Annotated in this window: 11 protein-coding genes; 4 read left to right on the top strand and 7 right to left on the bottom strand. The window is 51.9% G+C overall.

Annotation, left to right across the window (positions count from 1 at the left end; translation table 11 throughout):
* Positions 1 to 424 precede the first annotated feature (424 nt).
* Together GOW48_RS18615 and GOW48_RS18610 are read left to right on the top strand one after the other, a co-directional pair.
* A complete protein-coding gene (locus tag GOW48_RS18615) occupies positions 425 to 1756 on the top strand; it encodes an AAA family ATPase (protein WP_170755626.1) in 1332 nt (443 codons plus the stop codon).
* Positions 1757 to 1993: 237 nt separating this feature from the next.
* Entirely contained in the window at positions 1994 to 2593 is a 600-nt protein-coding gene (locus GOW48_RS18610; RefSeq protein WP_170755625.1) for a hypothetical protein, read from the top strand.
* A gap of 35 nt (positions 2594 to 2628) precedes the next feature.
* On the opposite strand, the gene GOW48_RS18605 is transcribed toward GOW48_RS18610, so the two are convergent.
* The 6 genes from GOW48_RS18605 to GOW48_RS18580 all read right to left on the bottom strand — a co-directional run bounded on the left by GOW48_RS18605 (position 2629) and on the right by GOW48_RS18580 (position 16762).
* Positions 2629 to 4554: an Hsp70 family protein gene (locus GOW48_RS18605; RefSeq protein ID WP_170755624.1), complete on the bottom strand. Its 1926-nt coding sequence runs from the start codon at positions 4552 to 4554 to the stop codon at positions 2629 to 2631.
* Entirely contained in the window at positions 4551 to 5573 is a 1023-nt protein-coding gene (locus GOW48_RS22495) for a coiled-coil domain-containing protein (RefSeq protein ID WP_234900805.1), read from the bottom strand. The genes GOW48_RS18605 and GOW48_RS22495 overlap by 4 nt, the downstream gene beginning before the upstream one ends.
* Entirely contained in the window at positions 5570 to 6718 is a 1149-nt protein-coding gene (locus GOW48_RS18595) for a hypothetical protein (protein ID WP_170755623.1), read from the bottom strand. The genes GOW48_RS22495 and GOW48_RS18595 overlap by 4 nt, the downstream gene beginning before the upstream one ends.
* Positions 6719 to 6788: 70 nt before the next feature.
* On the bottom strand, positions 6789 to 10094 hold the full coding sequence (locus tag GOW48_RS18590) for a DUF499 domain-containing protein (RefSeq protein ID WP_170755622.1): 3306 nt from the start codon (positions 10092 to 10094) through the stop codon (positions 6789 to 6791).
* Positions 10095 to 10105: 11 nt separating this feature from the next.
* Entirely contained in the window at positions 10106 to 13018 is a 2913-nt protein-coding gene (locus tag GOW48_RS18585) for a DUF1156 domain-containing protein (RefSeq protein WP_170755621.1), read from the bottom strand.
* Between the two features lie 237 nt (positions 13019 to 13255).
* Positions 13256 to 16762 (bottom strand): helicase-related protein, encoded by a 3507-nt coding sequence (locus GOW48_RS18580; RefSeq protein ID WP_170755620.1) that lies wholly within the window; start codon positions 16760 to 16762, stop codon positions 13256 to 13258.
* 581 nt (positions 16763 to 17343) lie between these two features.
* Between GOW48_RS18580 and GOW48_RS18575 the strand changes: the two genes are divergently transcribed.
* Positions 17344 to 18369 carry an AraC family transcriptional regulator gene (locus tag GOW48_RS18575; RefSeq protein ID WP_170755619.1) on the top strand — a complete coding sequence of 342 codons (1026 nt, stop codon included), beginning with the start codon at positions 17344 to 17346 and terminating at the stop codon, positions 18367 to 18369.
* 105 nt (positions 18370 to 18474) lie between these two features.
* On the opposite strand, the gene GOW48_RS18570 is transcribed toward GOW48_RS18575, so the two are convergent.
* Entirely contained in the window at positions 18475 to 19125 is a 651-nt protein-coding gene (locus tag GOW48_RS18570) for an HNH endonuclease (protein WP_170755618.1), read from the bottom strand.
* A gap of 353 nt (positions 19126 to 19478) precedes the next feature.
* Here GOW48_RS18570 and dcm point away from each other — a divergent pair, with 353 nt between their 5' ends.
* Positions 19479 to 20708 (top strand): DNA (cytosine-5-)-methyltransferase, encoded by a 1230-nt coding sequence (gene dcm, locus GOW48_RS18565; protein ID WP_170755617.1) that lies wholly within the window; start codon positions 19479 to 19481, stop codon positions 20706 to 20708.
* The last annotated feature ends 3 nt before the right edge of the window (positions 20709 to 20711 follow it).

Genomic DNA, 20711 nt, shown 5'->3' with positions numbered 1-20711 from the left:
CCGGGGCTCCCGGGCTTCTATCTGTCTTCGATTGACAGATGGCTGAAATCCCGCCCGCCTCACGGAGGTTTCGTCTCCATGACCCCGGCTGAAAGAGATACGTGATGACGGCCCCTCTCGAAGTCACCTGGTCCCCCGGATCACCACTTCCAAGGCGCGCAAACCGTATAACCCTCGCTGCAATCCTGAGACATGAGCTTGGTGTGACCGTAGGTCCGCGCTTCGCGGAGCAGCTCGATGTACGTCCTACACGCATTGCAGGCCAGAACACATGGCCAGTGGACGCCGCACTCAAGGCCGTCCGAAGAGGCGGGGTTTTGAAACGCAAAACGGTGTCCAAAAACACAAATAGCGGTCTGTTCGCCCAGCAGAAGCGCGAGTTTTCCCACCGCGACTGGCAAAACCTTTCAAGGGGTAATCCGAAATGACCGACGCTAATTCCAAAGAAGACGACAATGAACTGACATGGCGAAATGCATCAAATGAATTGTGGCGTGCTGCTGATACCAAGCTGAGAGACCACTGCCTTGGAAGCAACGACCCGGATGTGGTTGTTGCCGGCGGAGAGGCCTACGTGATGCACAGTGGGATCGAATTTCCATTTCGAAAACTGAACGGTCGCTGGACCGACCTTAAGGAGGTTGAAGAACAGGCTCAGCGACCAACGGAGATCGCATCAGACCGTGCATTCGGTCTGGATCTTACACCTGACTGGGTCAACCGGATGAAGCAATACGAAACGCCGACTGACTTTGTCGTTTTCCCTTTCTTTCCGCGAGGCGTGATCAGCAGCTTTTACGCCCGAGGTGGAACCGGAAAGTCTTACTATCTACTCTCCGTAGCCACACGCCTCGCGCTCGGCAGGCCCGCAATGGGCCACCTGCCGAAAGAGCCAATAAAGGTTCTTTTTCTAACCGGAGAAGATCCGATGCGGGAAGTTGTTCACAGGTTGCGTACAATTCTGAGAGGCATCGGCGCTGATGAGGAAGACATGGGAATTCTCGAGGAAAACCTGCTGATGCCAGATCTTATGACCGAAAACATGGGAATGACTTCGTTTACACCCGACGGGCACATGGTTCTTTCCCAGTTCGGCAGAAAAGTTGAAAACGCAATCCAGCAGGCCGCGCCTGACCTGGTGATTCTCGATCCGCTTTCTGATATCTATCAGGAAGATGAAAACAACCGCGCCAAAGTGGCCCGGTTTATGACTGAGCTCACCGGGACTGCAAACAGGCAGGACTGCGCAATTGTATTGGTGGCTCACCCATCAAAGGCAACTGAAAGCCAGTACTCAGGTTCGACCGCGTGGGACAGTAAGACGCGTTCCCGTCTCTGGATGTCTCACACTGACGGCTTCCTGATGATCGAACATGCCAAGTCGCAGTATGCGGAGACTGCAGAGGACATCGTCCTTACATGGGAGGGCGGCTACCCAACGGAAGCAATGGAAGAAGATATGCAGGCGATGCAGGCCATGAGAATGGCTGAGACGATGAACCAGATCTGTGGTGTCATTCGGACATATCAGGGCAGTGAGAGACCCTGTACAACGCAGCCGCGCGCGGACGACGGCATCTACCGTCGGGCGGCTCGCTATTCACAGAACGAAATCGATCTCGCGCTGGCAGAGCTTATTAAATCTGGGAAGGTTGAGAAACGCTACCTTGATGGAAAAGAAGGGCGTCCGAAAAAGCGATCTGGCTCGGGTGGTTTCGTGCATGGTCTGTTTCTGAAATCCGGTGAGCCCCGGTAGTGGCACACACACATACTAAAAGGTATGTGTGTAGCACTCCGGTCCGAAGCATAGCATGTGAGGAACAGAAACAGACGACGTTCTCTACGTTCCTGAGAACCCAAAACTCGGGCCCAGAGGCTCGGACCACCTGAAATAGAAATCTGGACAGAATATTGATTTCAATATATTTTCTCACAAGGACAATGGCGCTCACACGGCTCCGCAGCGCACTAAATTGTCCCACGGGAGAATGTCGTGAATACGGCAAGCCCTTTGAAACTTCCGCGCAGGAAAGTGGCGAAAATGACGAAAAAGAGGAGCGAAACGACTGGACAGCCAGATCCTGAGCTGCGCGGTTCCGACGGTCGTTTCCTTCCGGGACATGTTCCTCCAAAATCACCCGGTCGCCCGAAGGGACCCAACGGTATCAACGCTCGTGCAGCAAAACTGGCAGGCGAACGCCTTGAAGCGCTGGTTGGCCGCGCGACCGATGTGATCGAAAAAGAACTCATCTCTGGAAACCAGCAAGTGGCGCGCTGGCTGATTGATCGTGTGCGACCACCTGCCCGTTCAGGCTATATAACATCTGAAAGCAAACCAGACCTGAACTCTGGAGCGGGGATTTTGGCGACTTCAGAACACATCGTGCAGGCGGCGGCGGCAGGTGATGTCTGCCTGGAGGATGCGAAGGCATTTTCCGACCTGCTATCGGGCCATGCGGAACTCAGAGCTGTTGACTTACTGGACGCTCTGCGGCGTGATTTAAAGAGACTGGAAATGCGAGAAACTGCACCACCGGCTGCAGGAGCTTCTCTGATCCCCAGTTGGGGTCGCCTGAAAGGTACTGGCTCTTGAGCTGATGCGATGTCGGTCCTCTGAACGACTTCGCATCAGGCAGTCGGTGAATCGAGGCCTTGCGGTGCCCCTTTTGCTACCAGGTCAAAACCGCAGGTCGCCCTGCAGACCGAAACCGGCCCCTCTGCAGCAATCTGAGAGGCGGTGCGCCTGCATCTCGAGCAGGGCACATAAAAGATTCGTTCTTCCAACTGACGTGGGGTTGCCATACGATTTCTGGTATCAAAATAAGTCGGCTTCCACTTCTCAACCAGATCGCCGGGAACAAGTTTCCACATCTCATCTTTTGTGCGGAAACGCTCGTCGTCTGATCGGGCAACATTTGATCGCAAGAACAGGCTGCTGCTAGCAAGCGACCGGATCTCGCCTGCCGGTTCGGAACTGACCATTTCGTCAATATCCTTAGATTCTCTGTCAGGCGAGAAAACGTCGGACAGTGACAGACCAAATTCGAGATCGTGAAACTCTTGCTCTGAAACGGCGCCTCTTCCCGTAGACCGAAGAATGACGCGGGCGACGTAGTCGTGATCAATTTGCATTTGGCATTCGATGCGTTCGATCAGGGGCTGTGCATTTGGGTCGACATTGACCTGCGCGACGCAGAGTGGCCGACGTGGATCCGATGGCATTGCGCGACCCAACTTGACCGGTTTAGCAATCTCAACGACCGCAACGCCTTCCCGAGGATCAACACAGAAGAGCCGGGTATTTGCAACGTTTTGCGTTTCATTTTCCAGAGGCAGCGACCATCCGGCGTCAACCAGGGGATGATAAGTTCCTCGCCCCGAAGTATCAGCCACCAGTACCTCAATTGGCTTAGAAAGCTTTAGCCTGAGGCCGTCGTTTGCAATCCAAGCTGCGCCTTCAGAAATGATCCGGTCCCCATTTGAAATATCTGGAACACGGCCAACAAACCGTTCTGTCAGACCATCCCGGATTGCAGGCATATTGACCATACCACCGGTTGCCAGACAAAGGTCAATATCCTGATAAGTAAGACCGGCCTGCTCAAGAATTTCATCGATGCGTGAAAGACCGCGGGCAACTATCCCGGAACTAAGAGAGTTGAGCTCTTCACGAGAGACAGTGGCAACCAGGTTTCCGCCCGGCCCATCCGTTCTGAGGTAGTTTCTTACAATGACGTCCTCGTCTTCTACTTCCGTGTCGGAAAGCTGAATCTTCAGAATTTCGCACTGGTGAAGCAGCTTTGCTGCCATGCCGGGCTGCTCAAGTGCAGTCAGGTTTTCGATTCCATGTGCAGCGGCGTGCTTTTCACGGATAAAATTTCGAAGTCGTTCATCAAATTTGTCGCCACCAATTTCGTTGTCGCCGAGGTTTCGGATCTGAAGGATGGAACCGCCCTGAATTCTGCATAGCGTTACGTCGAGAGTGCCCCCACCCCAGTCAAACACCAGAACAGATCTTCCCTCGAGACGCGCAAGCTCAAAACCAAGATCTGGCTGAGAACGCAGATACGCGTACAGAGCTGCTGCAGGTTCGTGCACGAATTGTACAACACCAATGCCAGCTTTACGGGCAGCGTCCCTCAAAGCGCGTCTTTCAGGCCCACCGAAGTCGACAGGAATAGTGAATACTGCGCGTTCAAGATGCATACCCGATGCACCGCCGCGCGCATTTTCCGCGTCCGACCTGAGGTGACCCAAAACTTCAGCGACTGCATCGGTAGCCTCTACAGGTCTGCCGTCAACAAAGAGCGGACCCTCGCGCCTCAATGCCATTTTTGGTGACCTAACAAAGCCGGGCGGAGCACCACCTTCAGTTACGTTCATGTTTTCACGAGCGTCACGACCTACCACTACCTCCGCACCTCTGTACCAGATCACAGATGGGTGAGGGCGACCGTTTTTCTGATCAACAAGCGGTAGAACTTTGCCTCCAATTGCTACAGATGCGAGGCTGTTAGTCGTTCCAAAATCGATACCGAAAATTACTTCACTCATTTCAGAACCTCGTTGATCAGTTTTAGCGAAGACTTGATGCGCCGCAGGGCTGTACCCGGCACAGGTGGCGTCATCTCCAGAGCGTCAACAGCATCTTCAATCAGCGGTCGGAGACGTTCCCCAATCAGCGTTTGCTGCACTGCCTGGACCTCGGACAGGTTGTGCCCTGTGTGCAATCTTTCTTCTTCCATTTTTTGGTTCAGTGCCCCAATTTCGTCCGCGGCTCGTTCAGCTTCGGACTGAGCTGTTTTGAACTGCGCTTCCAATTCGGCGATTCTGCGGTTTGCATTCTCCAGCTTTTCCTGAAGTTCAACTGACTTGCGCTGAGCGTGGAACTGTTCATCCCTCGCTTTCTCAATCCGGTGATCTAAGAGATCGGCAGTTGCCGCAGCAAGTTTCAGAACATTGACCCGGCCACTGAGAATTTGACTTCTCACATACTGTGCGGGTTTCTTTTTCTGAGAACTTTCATCATTCGCCTCCGGGAACAGGTACTTGTGACATGCTTTGAGGACTTCCTCTTCGGTGAGTCCCTTACCGTTCACAGCCCAGTTAACCACTAATCCCAACCAGTTCTCGTCTGACTTTTTTTGGGGATCCAGCTTCGAAACCACTGCCTTAAATGTTCTGTACGCACGTGGATCAGAAAGCTCGAAACAATCCGGAAACTGTGCCTTCAGCCTGCGGGCAACTTCGTCGTTGATCCATTTTTTAACTGCAGGCGATTGGACAGGTTGCACGACCAGACTCAATAACCTCGCGGCATCGGGGTCCAGACGATCCGCTATTTCGGTCGCACTAGAGACGTCTTCGCTTTTGAACCTTTCAATTTTATTTCTGTTCAGAGCTTTCACAAATGCTGACACCCTGACATCAGACTTTTCGAAAAATTCTCTGAGCGTCAGAACGTCATCATCTGCTCCCTTTTTCTTGCTCACTGTTGCCTTAGGCGACCTTTTTGACGGACCAGAGTTCTTTTCATCGACTTGCGTGCGACGGTCGGATTTTTCGTCGGTCATAGTGATACCTCTTCAAGAAACGAGCCTGCCCACCTGCTGAAAGGATAAACGCCCGCGATCTGCTGTAGCGGTTCAACAGCCTTTTTTTCTGTTCCCAGTCTCAATGCCAACGCGGCCCAGACAGCCAGAGCTTTTTCGCGATCAGCGGCATCAAGCTTTTCTGACTTCGCAACCATTCGACATTCTTCCTCAAGAATCGGGCTCCAGCGGTCCTGCTGCGAAAGAAAAACCGCGAGTTCGAGGATTCTCCCAGTTCCATGATCAAGTAGACAGGCGGGTACTCTTTTTGCTGAAGACAACTTCAATTCGAACCTGGCAGTCCTCGGATCTGCAATCAGATGTCTCGTATAGTCAAGTTCGCCAAAGCCAGTTGATATTGGGCCGCTTTCAAAGTCGTTCAACGAAAATCGGATAATACCAGATACAACTTTCGCCAGAGGACGATCAAAGTCCTTTAGGACATTTAGTGCTGCGCCAAACTGTTCTCTGTATCTCTCGATTGCTGTCGTAAGGCTTTCGGTTTCGGGACGCTCCTTAAGCAGAATTCCGAGGCAGTAGGCAGCGAGCGCAGACGCATACTCTTCTCCCTGGCCCTTTGTCCGCCTGTCTGCCAGAAACAGCCTTATCTGCGCGCGCGATAGATCAAGTGACAGCAGATTTTCAGTAAAGGCCTGCTCGACAGATTGCAGACTTTGTTCGTCAGCAACTCTGGCTGAAATCCTGATCCGTGTAGTTACGGCAGCTGCATTGGGTTCCGAGATGTTTAAGAGTTCTAACTCGAGTTCAGCATTTTTTGCAGAAGAAATGACGTCTGCCGCCTCAGCAGGCCCCATTACCCCCAATGAAGTTCCGTCCCTATGAAACCTGACTTGATCAGTGTTCAGAAAAACAAATTTCGAGGGGGTTTGCTCGCTCCGAATTGAAATTTTCGAAGGAGCCTCTCCTCCGCGAATAAGCAAACTGGGGCGTTCAACGCGATGTGCCTCGTGTACATGGTCTAGAAGCTCGCGCTGCCCATCAAACGAGGCTGCGCAGAATGGGCATACCGCTGTCGCGCGTCCATGCGACGACGGGTCAGGTGTGACATCAAGCGCATGTAGCACTGCATCGGTATCGTCTTCTAAGCGCCAGCCAAGAGTCGGCATATTTACCTCGTAACATCTCGTTTCAATTGCGCCGGACTAACGGCGCAATTTACAACACAAATATATAATTTTACTCTATTTTTCTGTCGGTGAACCCGAGCGTATTTGAGTTTTCAAGAAGGGTTCGGACCCTTGACTTATCCAGACCGGACGGTACTTCTGCGTCAATCTCAAGAAGGAGCTTAACCTCACTATCCGGCGACATCGTCAGCTGTTCTATTATCGCCTCGACGATGTGGCTCATGCTCTTTGCTGGACGGTCAGCGTCTATTATTACCGTACCGCGAAATCTCGTCGGCAAAAGTTGCTCAGGTGGCTTGGGCTCACTTTCCGGGGATGGGCCTTTTGGTACCCCTTCAGCTCCTTCTCCTGCATCTTCTGGACTGATCACGGGTTCTGGCACAGGCTCCTGTTTCTGCCTGTAACGCTCCGCAACATCGGCATCTACAATCAGGCTGTCATTGTCGACTACTACGTGAACTGATCCTGACTTACAGATTGCGAGGCCGCGATAAACATCATCATTTTCATCGAAAGCCTCTGCGTATGCGAATGCACCTGGCAGCATTCCTCCTATTGCTGACTGAACTGTGTTTGAGAGAACTGAACGGTTTTTGAGACGCGGTAAATAAACAAATCGGTTTGTGTACTCCCAAATGTCACGCAAACTTAGATGTGGTTTTTCATGCCAGATGTGATTTCGCAGCGACCGCTCCAACCGGTTCGGACCGAACTCGGGCATCAAGCCTTCTTCACTAACCAGTTTCTTGCTCGCGCTCGCCAGCACACCGTCTTGAGGCGCGATTTTCGAAGCAGACCACTCCACCTCCTCCTGAGGCGAATTCTGGTGCGGATAGATCACATGGTTCCATGCAGATATCAGCGCCGCCTTCATCGATGCGCGCGACTCTTTGGCCTGAGCTTCAGCCAGCTTCAGATCCCTCTGGGTCAGATTCAGACGATCCGCCTCACGGACGATCCCCTCCCACCCCAGAGCGCGACGAACTGACAGCTTCAACTGATCAATCTGGCGGCCTTCAGGAGCGATGAAAACCAGCACGTTCCGATATACCCTTGGTGCGTTTCCCCTATGCAAAAGTATATCTTTACATTCCTTAAGGCTCTCTGATCCTTTTCCAGCGCTATGAGTGTATTTTACTCCCAGCACGACGGCCCTGACGCCGCCTGGCTCATCAGGAACTTCTGCAGAACCGTCCGGCGCAACCTGAACTGCTTCAAAGTGGCCCCGGTCTGTCAAACCACTCATGTAGGTTGATAGCGCCTTGTCAATCTCAAGCAGAACTGCAGGTTCTTCGATCTGTTCTGCCCGATCGGCTGCCATTCTGTTCATGCTTGGAGAAACAGAATACCAGTGACGCCCCATGTCGCTGTGCATGAATTGCGCGCTGTTGGAAAGCCTGCGCAATGCGTCTCCGAAGACAGTTGGTTTCTCTCCCGGCTGCACAATACCAAGGTTGATCTGCTTGTCGTCCAGTCCCTTGTTCTGAACCGACTGCATTGGCGCTGTTGCCAAAAATATCGTTCGAGCTACACGGCGTGTCGCGGAGACTCTGTTCAGGTTCGGAACATTCTGGTCAATTTTGAATGGTGTTGAGTTCGTTCCGTCAATGTCGTTTGCAATGATGCCCTGCCAGACGACATCCAAATAGTGCAGCAATTCGGGCTGAACCCGCGCTGAATTGACTGTCACACTTCCGGGCATAATCACCACGGAAGGATCCTGACCCATCCAGAGTTCGTGGATGACCTGCGCCATCAGGCGCAGCACACCCCTCGTCCTCTGAAACTTTTCAAGCGCCCCCCACGACTGGTAGAGCTGATCAAAGAGTTCCGGATGGATTGGATAAGCCTTCTCGAGTTTTCGACGGTATTCTTCTTCCGAGCATCCCTGTGGAAAATAGTCCGGATTTTCGCGATACAGCTTTGCGAATTGCTTCAGCGTGTTGTCACGATGATGAGCATTGTCCGCGGGGATCTCCTTAAAGAGGCGCCTCCTTACGATTTCGTAGCTTTCTTCCTGCGTGGCAGGCCTCCAACCGGTCTCAACCCTTGAAAAGGTCTGTTTAAGAATTTTAAGCGCTTCCTGACCTCCGTCGCCGCCAACTTCGATCTGCGATTGCGGTAGCGAGGCGACAAGCAAAGTACCCGGGCTTGCTTTTACAGCTTCGGTGAGCGCCTGTACGAACGTCAGGTTGGCATCGAAGGTACCGGCCGGAAGTCCGTCGACGCGATAAATCTGACGAAGGTAAGCCACCCACTCATCGATCAAAATCAGCGAAGGTGAGCACATTCTGAAGAGCTTTTCCAACAGCGCAGAGCCCGGCGCAGTTTTTGACTTTTCGTTCTCTTCAACCAGCTTGAACGCCTCTTCGCCCCCCAGCTGCCAGGCAAGTTCGCCCCAGGTGGTGTAAATTTCTCTGCCAGCCGCCAGAGCTACCGGATCGGGGTCCTGCGGTCCGCGCGATGTGCCGACAAGTACTGCGCGTTTTACACCACCCGGCACTGCCAGCCCCGCATCGCTAAAGAGCTGATCGAGGCCGGGCAAGTCCGCAGAAGGTGTTCCCCCTGCCATATGGTAGAGGGCAAGCATAGAATGGGTCTTGCCGCCACCAAAATTAGTCTGCAGTTCGACGACGGGATCACCACCGTGGTCTCCAAGACGTTTCGCCGTCCGAACCAAAAGATCACTCAAACCCTGTGTTAGGTAGGTTCGTCCAAAGAATTCTTTTGGGTCGCTGTATTCCGGAGGAGCACTGCCATTGTGAACTTTGGCAAGATCTGCCGCAAACTCAGCCTGTTGGAAATCGCCAGTAGCAACGTCAGGATGAGGTTCGACCACCTGTCGCCACGACTTCAAACCAGCACCAATTTCAGTGGATAGTGCCGGTCCGGTTGTTTGTTTACGTTCCTCGTTGCGGCGCATTTCATCGAACTTAGTTCGCAGGATCTGATCGCGTGATTTAGAAATCTTTTCAGCGGCCTCAGAGGCGCTCACAGCTTCCAGCAGGCGTCGCATACTGTCCAGGGCCCGTTCGGCGTCATCGTAGGAGAACTTGCGATCATGGGCGAGCTTGTTGCGCACTTCAACCAACTCGTTGACGATTGACCGGTGCGTTTTATCCAGCGTATTTCGGAAAGCATCATTCCAAAACCGCTCCATTATCTGGAGAAGTTTCTGAGTGTCCAGGTTGATCTTACCGTTCTTCTCGTGGTGCCAGTTCGAAAACCTGTCGACAACCTGTTTCGGCCAGTCTTCTCCCATCTCTGCTGAGAGCGTGCGGAGGATGTATGGCTGCAGGCCTGCCTGCATGTGTTCCATGCCGTCGAATACATACTGGCGTGTGGTCTTTGCCATCTTGAACTACCTTAGATGTTGAATGATGACTGGCGATCTCGGTCAGCCAGGTTGATGGATGCGGCCTGCTGCAACAGGTCAGGCCAGACGGTAACCAGAGCGTTGTAGGCGCGGGCTTCGGCTGCCTCATTGCGCTTGTTGGCTGCTATCTCATAAAGAACATAGGCGAGGTCTTTGGCTTTTTCGGACATATCGAAGCCTATCCGACGGATCATTTCTGCGGCAGCGTATTCGCTACTTTCATAGGCGTTTACTATGTACTGGCAGCATTCCCATACTGTTAGACGATCGTCGGTTTCCGGATCCCAATCCGGATCCATTTCTCCACGTTTCAGCAGTCGAACCTGTCCGTCCGCACTTTCGACAATCCCGGCATGCTTAACACTGTCTACAGACGTGCCTCGAGCCCTGGCAATATTATCTGCAACACCGAAATCTCCTTTACTCATACCAGAGAGTTCAAACCAGCTGACAGAGAACCTTGTTTCAATGTCGAACTCGCCTTGGAGACCTCCAAGAAACTCGTCAAGTTCCGCGTTAATTAGCTGCAACGCCTTCTTGACTGTCATCGGGTTGTCATCGGCTTCAAGCACAGCCTGATACCGAGAGAAAATACCCATACCGGGTCCAATTGCCGACTGAGGAATATCGGCTGGGGAGACGTTGGCGGCCTGCAGTTCGGCAATAGCTGGTGGCAACTCGCGTTTCAGGGCACGAATAAACTCTGCTCGTGTAACTGTTTTCGCCGTGTTTTCCTTTTTGCGGCAAACGAGGACCACCGAATTTGCCAATGCATTTGTGCCAGCGGCAATCATGCGGTTGGCCATCTCTGTTCGCAAAGGCCATGTGCCGACGACAGAATAGCCTGCTTCAACAACAGCCTGTAAGAACGTCGCCCAGCCTGTTGAGCTGATCCCTTCGTCTTTGATCTCGCTTTGTTTGAACGCATAGTAGATGGTCGCTGGAACTTCGTCAGAAGACTGCTGAGCCATATTGGCAATAGCCCGGCTCATACCCTCTAAAAAGTGGGTTTCCGCAGCATCCTTCCCACCGTGGCGATAGGGCGCAGCGATCAATTCCTCAGATTTTGGCGTTGCCAAAACACCAAATAATTCTGGATACACTGGCTTGATTGCGGGCCTCATCCAGCAGAAGAAAAAATCTGATAGATCAGCATACCCAATATTGTCGTAGTAAGGCGGATCTGATGAAATCACAGCTTTTGATGGATAAACAACTGTTTGTGCATCCACCTGATTTAGTCGGCCTTCTGGCTCTAGCCCAAGGCCAAATATCCCCTTTACAACTCCGCCAATCGAGACACCGTAGTCTCCTGCGGCTCCACTGAACGGGTTTACCTCAGGAAAATCCCAACTCATTGGCAGAGCTTGACGTGCGAAGGCTGTCACCGTTTGCTCCCTTCCGGGTGTCCAGCGCGCAATTTGGCAGAGCGTATTGGCTGACCTGTCTACAGCAAAGCCAAGATATACCCCCACAGCCTCCGCGTACGCTCTCGCACCTTTACCACCCTCACGAAGAGGCGTCGGATCGGAAGGCATGCCGCCCGCCGCAGCGTCAGTTTCGATTTGGGCACGCGCCTCATGCACTAGACTGCTGAACGTATTGAGTGAAATCAATTGACGATCTGTGAACAGATCGCCAAAGGTGGTCAGCCCATAGTCAACTGTCCAAAAGTTTCGTGGGTCATTGGGAAGGCTCGTTTCAGGTTTCCAATCAGGTTGTTCCGAAAGAGCAATCTCGGAATGTGCCGAGGTCGGAGCGACGTAAATTCGCCCTCGGTTGCTTTCGGCTACGACCGCCATCAATGTCTGTTTCATGCCCCCGGCTTTTCCAATAGCTTTAACATAGTCAGGAGTGATCGCTGTGTCCGACATTAGGCAACGAAAATGAGCACCACGGCCTTGCTTGGTTCCTTCCTTCGCCTTTGCCCAATTTTCTTGGCTGCCCCCAGTGCGGATTTCATAGGCGATGGTTTTCGAAGCGCGATCGACAATCGGTTCGATCCACGCTTCTTTTCCTTTTCTCGAGCTCAACAAGAAACTTGAGGCGATTGGCACTTGCACATCCTCAAAGGCGGGGTCGGGGCTGGGGACTGTGCGAGCCCAGATCCATGCAATAACGGTCGCCTGACCACCACCCTGCTCTTGCGGCAAGTCCACCTTAGGGTAAAGATGCCCGATGCGTTCATACGCCTTTTCGCGTATCCATTCGCCGTAGTATTTCACATCCTCGGCCAGGCCTTCCGCATTGCGATAGAATGACCGATCTTTGATGCCCAGATGGATCGGTTCCATATCCTTGAACTTCGGCGGGATCTCGATCATCGCCTTGCCGATCATGACCGCCACTGGGTTCAGGTCGGAGCCGTAGGCGGGCAGCCCAAGCCTCTGCGCCTCGAGTGGAATAGATCCACCGCCCGAAAATGGATCATATACGGGAGGCAGTTCATCCCCGCAGCAGCGTCGGATTTCAGCGCGGGCGCGCTCCAGCACCTCCTCGTTTGTCGAGTTTTCCCATTTCACGAGGTCTTCGATAATGCGGAAAAGCCGCTGTCGTTCGACTTCAGCAGCACTGTGCTCAAGCGTTGGTTCCTCAGGCTCCGACGCGTTCTCAGGAAGATTTTCGAGTGTCTTTTGGTGTTTCGCGAGATCGGTTTCTAACTGTTTTTCAGCTATTTCACGTGTTTCCGGATCGGCCAGAAGTTCATCAACATATTCAGAAGGATCATCCACCAACTGGGCAAACAAAACTGCCCTGCAGGCCGCCAGTGGCCGGCGCGCCCACCAGAGATGCAATGTCGAGGGGTGACCATGCCGGATCGATTTCTCGCGCGCGGAAGCTTCGTTTATTGCTGCCAGTGGTATTGCAACCTCAATCAGCTTTTTTCTGTAGGTCTGGTTCATTTGTTATTCGCTCGTTTTAACACTGAGTGAGGTTGATTTGACAGTCACCGTTTTTGTGCGACCGGCATCGGTCTCGCTGAGCATCTCGTCTCAGGTTACAGGTAAGAATTCTACCCCTAACGCTACTTTTTAATTCCCGCCAATTCGATAAGAAGTCCCGCCAAAACTCCACTACACCAATTGCCCGGCCTGGCGCAGTGCGATGAAGATTTGCCAATTCTACTCCTGATCCGATCGTCATTGCGGCGTAACTGCCTTTTCCAGCAGTCTTTTGATACTGAACTGAATTGCACTCTGTTCGAAGGGCGGTTCACGCGTATCAAGGGCGCCGGGGATGTACCGCGGTTCACTGACAAACCCTTCTCCAACCTGAACAATCGCCAAAATGAACTGGTCTGGTTTGTTCAGTGAAGTAACCAGTTCCTGACGCGTTATCATTATGCTGTCGGCGCTATCGATTCTGCCTTTGACCTCAATGAAGCGCATGCTGCCTGCTTTCGGATCATAAGAGGCAATATCGTAGCCGATCTTCTGAGAAGACACATCCTCGGGCGTGTTACCCAGTGCTTTTTCGGTCGAAATTACTGCTTCCATTGCTTTGAGTTCAATCTCTCGCCTTGCAAGCGGATCTTCCGAAAATCCATTTACTCCGTCGGCCGCAGTACCATTGCTCTCCTTCTCAAGCAGACCTTTCGGGACGACGATCATCCCACCTCGAATGCGCGGAGGCAGTGACGAGATAAAGCGCTCCTGCTCAAGCAAATGGAGCCGGCGCTTCAACCGCTCAGCGAGATCCTCGGCCCTGCGCTGCGCATTCTGCCAGTTCACACGAGTCTTTTTGCCGGCTCTTTCCTCTTCTCTGAGCTCAAAGGCTCGGGAATCCCAATAGTTGATTTCTCTTTTCAGGCGCGCTTTTACTTCGCGCTCAACTTTATCGATTTCCGGTTCGCGCCGCCTTCTGACCTCTGCCAGGTGTGCCTGAGCCAGCTGGATTGTGGCGAACTGGACAACTCGCTTTTCAAGGTCGCTAGCCAGCCATTCAGCGTCAAGACAGTCGGAAAGCTCGCTAATTTCCTGCGACGTAGCAGGTCTCAGGTTCAGGTGAGGCGCGATACCGGCACTGGTCACAATTCCCTTCTCTCCGACTGATGCAAACTGAAGATTTTGTGAGAGGATGTTGGAGTTGCCTGAGCTCACTGGCCGACCGTCCCGGACACTGTGCTCCAGAAGGAAGAGAGCTGAAAGCTCATTGCCGTCATCACTGTCGTCAACAAGTACAGCGCCTTGTTTCATGAGATGTTCGTGCTGCTCTCTTATAAGGCTGATTACAGCTTCCAGTAGTGGGTGGCCCGGAAATACAAATGCTGCAACGGGCTGCTGATTGATTTTGTCTTTTTCAAAGCATATGCGTTCGTATTTTTTCTGGAGTGGCGCGCCCGTCCCTTTCTGACGATCACGTTCTCTTACGGAAAACGGAACATAAGTAATTTCCCAGCGCCCCTCTTCCCTGGCTTTTATCTTACCCCCAAGCTGCCGAAACGCCTCGACGAAGAAGCTCTGAATGTGATGTGGCTGTAACCGCTGTGCGTCAGCACGTTCCATCTCCAGACGAAGTTCCTGTACACGCGCTTCTGGCATGGTGTCATTCGTGAGCTGGCGTTTCTGCAGCAGCTGAAGTAAGTGGCCCTGATCAACCGCACCATCCACGGTTTCAAAAAGCCTGGCCTTTACTTCGTCCTTCTCGCCGTACTGAATCGCTTCGAACAGGAGATCTTTCAGGGCACGATCTTCGAAAAGCTCTCCGAGAACGTCGTAAACTCGGCCGCCGAGTGCCTGACGGGCCGCTTCCAGTTTATCCAGAAGCCGGGCATAGACCTCCCCTTCCCGAGTATCGTTGGCAACCAGATTCCAGAGATGGCATACCTCTGTCTGTCCAATTCGGTGTATTCTGCCAAAACGCTGTTCGATTTTGTTGGGGTTCCACGGAAGATCGTAGTTCACCATGAGATGCCCGCGCTGCAGGTTGACACCTTCGCCAGCAGCGTCGTTTGCGATCAGAACAAGGAGGTCGCGATCCTGCATAAATCGCTCAACGACCTTGCGACGTTCTTCACGTGGTACGCCGCCATGAATTACCTCGACGGCTTCAGGACGCCCCAGTCGTGCTGAAACTTTCTGCCGCAGATATTCCAGTGTGTCTTTTGGTTCGGTGAAAATAATCAGTTTTCGCCGGTGACCTTCCGGGTCAACCATAAGGTCATCGTCGAGGATGCGGTCCAGCTGCTTCCATTTCGTATCTTCACCCGTCCCGAGCACCTTTAACGCCATATGCTCAAGGCCCTTCAGCGTCCCGACTTCAAGCTCAAGCTGTTCAATCGTCTCAGCCGTCGTGGCGCTTGTTGTAACGAGCTCTTCGAGTTGGTCGATTTCTTCCTGCTCGTACTCCTCAAGGTTACGCAGCTTTTCGTCTTCCAAATCCGGTTGGCTAAAGGAAAAAGACTTTCCCTTTGCAACCAGACGGGATTCTGCCAGCTCGCTCTCCAGACGATCTCGGCGACGCTTGAGTGACTGGTAAATTGCTGCAGGGCTGGAAGCGAGCCGGCGCTGCAGGATCTGAAGTGCAAACCCTACATTGTTTCGCTTCTTTCCGTCTTCCTCTGCAAATCGCTGAACACGATTCATTTCGTTGCGAACATATTCAGTGACCGCAGCATATAATTCTGCCTCCGGTGGAGAGAGATCATATTTCGCTGTATAAGCGCGCCGTTCAGGAAAGAGAGGTCTACCATCAAACCGCAGGAGTTCCTCTTTGGTGAGACGCCTCATCATGTCTTCAACATCCGCGACATGAACCCCGTCGCGGAACTTTCCTTCAAATCGATCACCGTCAAGCAATGCCATAAACAACTGGAAATCTTTTTCTTTTCCGTTGTGCGGCGTTGCTGACATCAGGAGAAAGTGTCGGCAGATGTGTCCAAGCTTCTGACCGAGCTGATATCGCTTTGTGTACCTGGCCTCATTTCCGAAAAATGTCGCTGACATTCTGTGAGCTTCGTCAGAAATGACCAGATCCCATTCGGTCGAAGACTGTAGCTTTTCCTGCAGGTCCTCGTTACGGGCTAGAACATCCAGACGTGCAATCAGCCTGTTGTAGTCATTGAACGGGTTGCCAGATCGCGAGCTTTCGATCATGTCGCGTGTCAGAATGTCAAATTCGAGGCCAAACTTTTCTCCAAGTTCATCCTGCCATTGTTCGACAAGACTGCCCGGCGCAACAATAAGACAGCGTTCGAGGTCACTCCGTGCAATCAGCTCCTTTATCAACAAGCCAGCCATAATTGTCTTCCCAGCCCCGGGGTCATCGGCGAGCAAAAATCTCAGTGGCTGCCGTGGAAGCATTTCCCCGTAGACAGCAGAGATCTGATGAGGCAGCGGATCCACCAGACTGGTATGAATAGCGAGATATGGATCAAAGAAATGCGCTAGTCGAATTCGGTTTGCCTCAGTGACTAGCCGGAGCATTGCTCCATCGGCGTTGAAAGACCAGTTCCGCCCTTGCTTTACCAACGAGAGTCTGTGCTCATCGTCACGAAACACCGTGCTCTCTGCGACCTTACCGTCATTTGTTCGGAACACAACATTGACTGCCTGATCGCCAATCCAATCGACAGACAAGACCTCCGCGGATTGTGCGGAAGAGATGCCTTCAATCCGACACCCGGATTTTATTTCTTCAAGCCTCATACGGTTCTTCTTTTTGTTTTTTTGGCCGGCAGCGGCGCCGTTAGTGCTCCACCAAATTTAACGCGCTCTCAATGAGCTGAACACTGGTATCAAAGTGATGCCTCAGCGACCAAGATAAGACAACCAGGAATTGCAGACCCGGGATCATCTCCTCCGAAACTGGATGTCCCGAAAATGGTTATCCCTCCTAATAGCATGCAATCTCACCACCAAATTCGTCCAATACCTCTATCGTTCTACCCTCAGCCTACCCGTCTTTTTTTGCACCTCGCACCTGCTCTTTCAATTGCCTGGTTCGCTGACCCGCAAGAATTTCCGAAATCGCACAGAGACAGTCTTTACAGTCTACTTTCTCCACCCGAACCGTTGCTCTGTATTCCCCGTTTCGTCCACAGATGAAATTATTCGCAGCGCCCGGCATGGAAATGAAATGCGTTTCCTCAGGCGCTTGGTCTTTCATATCTGCTCCAATTCGCCTTTGTGACTACACAGCCTCAAATACGATAAATCTTGTTCATCAACTTGACTGAAGCCGCCAGCTGCTTTCGAGTTTAGGCCAAATGGGAAAATTCGGAACGACGATGAAGACTGAAATTCCTGGACATGGCGCGATCTGGGCGGCACGCCTTTTTGAAGATCTCAAAGCTGAAGGATTTCGCGAAAACGAAATTCTGAGAGACACCGGATTGAACAGGCAATCCTTTTTGGGCGAAGACCGGGTGCTGGCCTTTGACAAAATCGCAAGGCTTTTCGAAAATGCGGCTGAACTTAAATCCGATGATCTTATTGGATTCAAACGGGGACAGTGCAGAGAGGCAAAGCGGGCCGGCCTTCTGGCCTATGTTGGATTATCTTCGCCAACGGTTGCTGACTACATAAAGAACATTGCGCGGTTCCGCCGGGTCTTCAGTTTTGCCGCGGAAATTGATGTTACGGAACTTGATGCGGAAGGAAAAATGTACTGGAGATACAGTGTTCCAGAAACTGTAAACCGTCGCCAATACAACGAATTCGGTGCTGCAGCCACTATCAAAGATCTGCGGAGAATGACAAATCGGGATATAACACCCCTTCGGCTTGAATTCAGACATCCGCGAAATGCCAACACAAGGGACCTTGAAAGATTTTTCGGCTGTCCCATAAAGTTCGCAGCCAGAAACAACATGGTGCAGTTCAAACCGGCGCATCTCTCTTTGCCACTGCACACTTCTGACGATCATCTGCTGAAGGTTCTCATAAGGCACTGCGAGATTGTGCTTGCTTCACACAAATCAACAAAACCGAACCTTGTGACACAAGTTGAGAGAGAGATCGTGGACCGTCTCGCATCCAGTAACGCTCAGCAGGACGCTATTGCGGCCGCTCTGGGCTTGAGTAGCAGAACACTCTCCAGAAGACTGGCAGATATGGGCACTTCGTTCCATGAAATCATGGACGAACTAAGAAAATCGCTCGCGCTAAGGTATTTGAAGGACAGCGATATTCCCCAGTCTGAAATTGCGTATCTCCTAGGCTATGCTAACTTAAGCAGCTTCTCCACAGCATTCAAAAGATGGACGGGTGAACCCCCAAGTTCTCTAAGAAAAGAAGTCAGGGTTTCAAGCTAAAGAACGCGCGACAGTGTAAGACCCGGTGACGTCAGTGAACCTCAGAGAAGATGTCGACCTTCTCGGAAACACGCCCAGGAACGCCTTAATCTGTAACTACAGTGTTTATTCGTAAAATCCGTGAATAGCTTTGCTTATAGTCTTCTGAGAAACACCATAGTCAGCGGCGAGCTCACTTAACGTCACACCGGCAGAATGAAGGGCCTTGATCGCCTCAATATCGACTGTCTTCAAAACTCTCTGTTTGGACCGTTTTTCGCTCTGAAGCCCGTACTTCAAATTCTGCAGACGATTGTCTGAATCATCTCCGTTCACATGAATCGGTTGCAGTCCGAAGGGCGTGGGCCCGACGAAAGCCCACAACACCAATTGATGAACATAAGGGCGGCGCGGCCTATCGTTTTTATCAGATCTGCTGGTCTGCAGCTCAACTCGCAAACCGCTCGTTTCCCGCCATGGTTTCAGAAATTTTTTACTCTTCACACTCCAGACGCCACCCTGCCTGCTCACAGCGTAGCTTGGGTATCCGGGTATCTCAAACAACGGGTCAGTTGAGCCGTTACATTCAGGGTGCAACCTCGGTTGCGTGGGGTTGTTCAACGACTTGATGAAGGCAAGGATATGCTCTTTTTCGTTGTCACCAACTTTTAGCGTCAGAATTTTTCTGGCGAGTTCTAATGCCTTTCTGTTTTCAGACTGTAACGCACCCAATTGAAATTCTCCTTCTCGGTAGATCTGCTTCTTGAGCGACTTCAAGACTGCGCCTTGCACTACTACATGGCGGCCTTGGACGGCCCGAAACCAGACTGAATTTGGACCCGTATCGTGCACCCCTCAAACATATGGGCAGTCTACTCATCGAGTTGTTTGGAATTGTCGCCAATTTGTTTGGTGTTCGTGTCAGATTGGTGTAGCCGAAACCTGAGCAGAGCAAATACTCCAGCAAGTTTGTCACAGAAAAACCTGCGGACCGGCAGCTTCCGTCTTGCAAAATTGAGCCTGGATCATGCGATAGTCCATAAAAGGACTACCAGATGTACACAAATTGTTCTTGCCCACAGGGTTTAAGACATTCATAGTGTCAGAAAAATACCCAGGGAAGAGCAGCAGTGAATGACTTTGAAATTCTTCTTCGGAAGGCAGGCTACACCGTACCTCAGGCTGCGCAGCACCTCGACTACTCTGAAGGTCACATCTATCGCTGGATAAGAGGTGAAGAAAAACCGCGCGAAGCAATTCTAAGACTGCTGAAACTGGAAATTGATCGGATTCGACCCCTCTATCAATCTGACGAGAGCTTCACTTTTATTGACCTTTTTGCAGGCATCGGAGGCCTCAGAAAAGCAATGGAAGAAGCAGGTGGGCGATGTGTTATGACGTCAGAATGGGATAAGTTCGCCCAACAGACTTATCTTGCCAACTTCCCTGACAACCGGCCTATTGCAGGCGACATTCGGGAGGTGGATGAGTACTCAATTCCGGATCACGATGTGCTGGTAGCAGGTTTCCCATGCCAGCCATTTTCCATTGCGGGCGTTTCCAAGAAAAATGCTCTTGGGCGCCTCCACGGCTTTGACGACGAAACTCAGGGAACACTGTTTTTTGACGTTCTTCGCATTCTCCAGGCCCACAGGCCAGCTGCTTTCCTACTCGAAAACGTGAAGAACCTGAAAAGCCATGACGGAGGACGAACGTTCGAAGTCATTCGGCGCAAACTGGAGGAAGAGCTCGGCTACACGCTTCACACTAGGGTCATCGATGCAGCGCATTTCGTCCCTCAGCATCGTGAGCGGATAGTTATCGTTGGTTTTCGCGAAGAGGTAGCGTTTTCGTTTGACGAGATGGAAATACCGGAACGCGGTCAAAGAGTTATGCGTGATATACTTCATCCCGAGGACGGGACTGAGCAGGCAGAGGGGCACTATACGACCGGCGACGAGGCTGAAGTTAGCCCAAAATACACGCTTTCAGACAAGCTTTGGAACTACCTTCAGAATTATGCTGCTAAACACAGGGCAAAAGGAAACGGATTTGGTTTCGGGCTTGTGAACAAAGATAGTGTCGCGCGAACGTTGTCGGCTCGTTACTACAAAGATGGATCAGAGATACTCGTCGATCGCGGCGCAGGTCGTAATCCACGCCGCCTGACGCCACGCGAATGTGCACGTCTGATGGGTTATGATGACAGTTTTCGCATTCCTGTATCCGACACACAGGCTTATAAACAATTTGGGAATTCTGTGGCTGTACCTGTTTTTGCGGAGGTGGCTCGTATCATGCGTCCACATATTCTTGAACTGTCTGGGAAAAACAAAGAGTTGTTTGCTAACCTTGGCTGATGT

It is taken from the genome of Ruegeria lacuscaerulensis (assembly GCF_013033355.1).
Classification (GTDB): domain Bacteria; phylum Pseudomonadota; class Alphaproteobacteria; order Rhodobacterales; family Rhodobacteraceae; genus Ruegeria; species Ruegeria lacuscaerulensis_A.
Note: the sequence above shows the minus strand (reverse complement) of the source record. Positions and strands in the feature narration are given on the sequence as shown.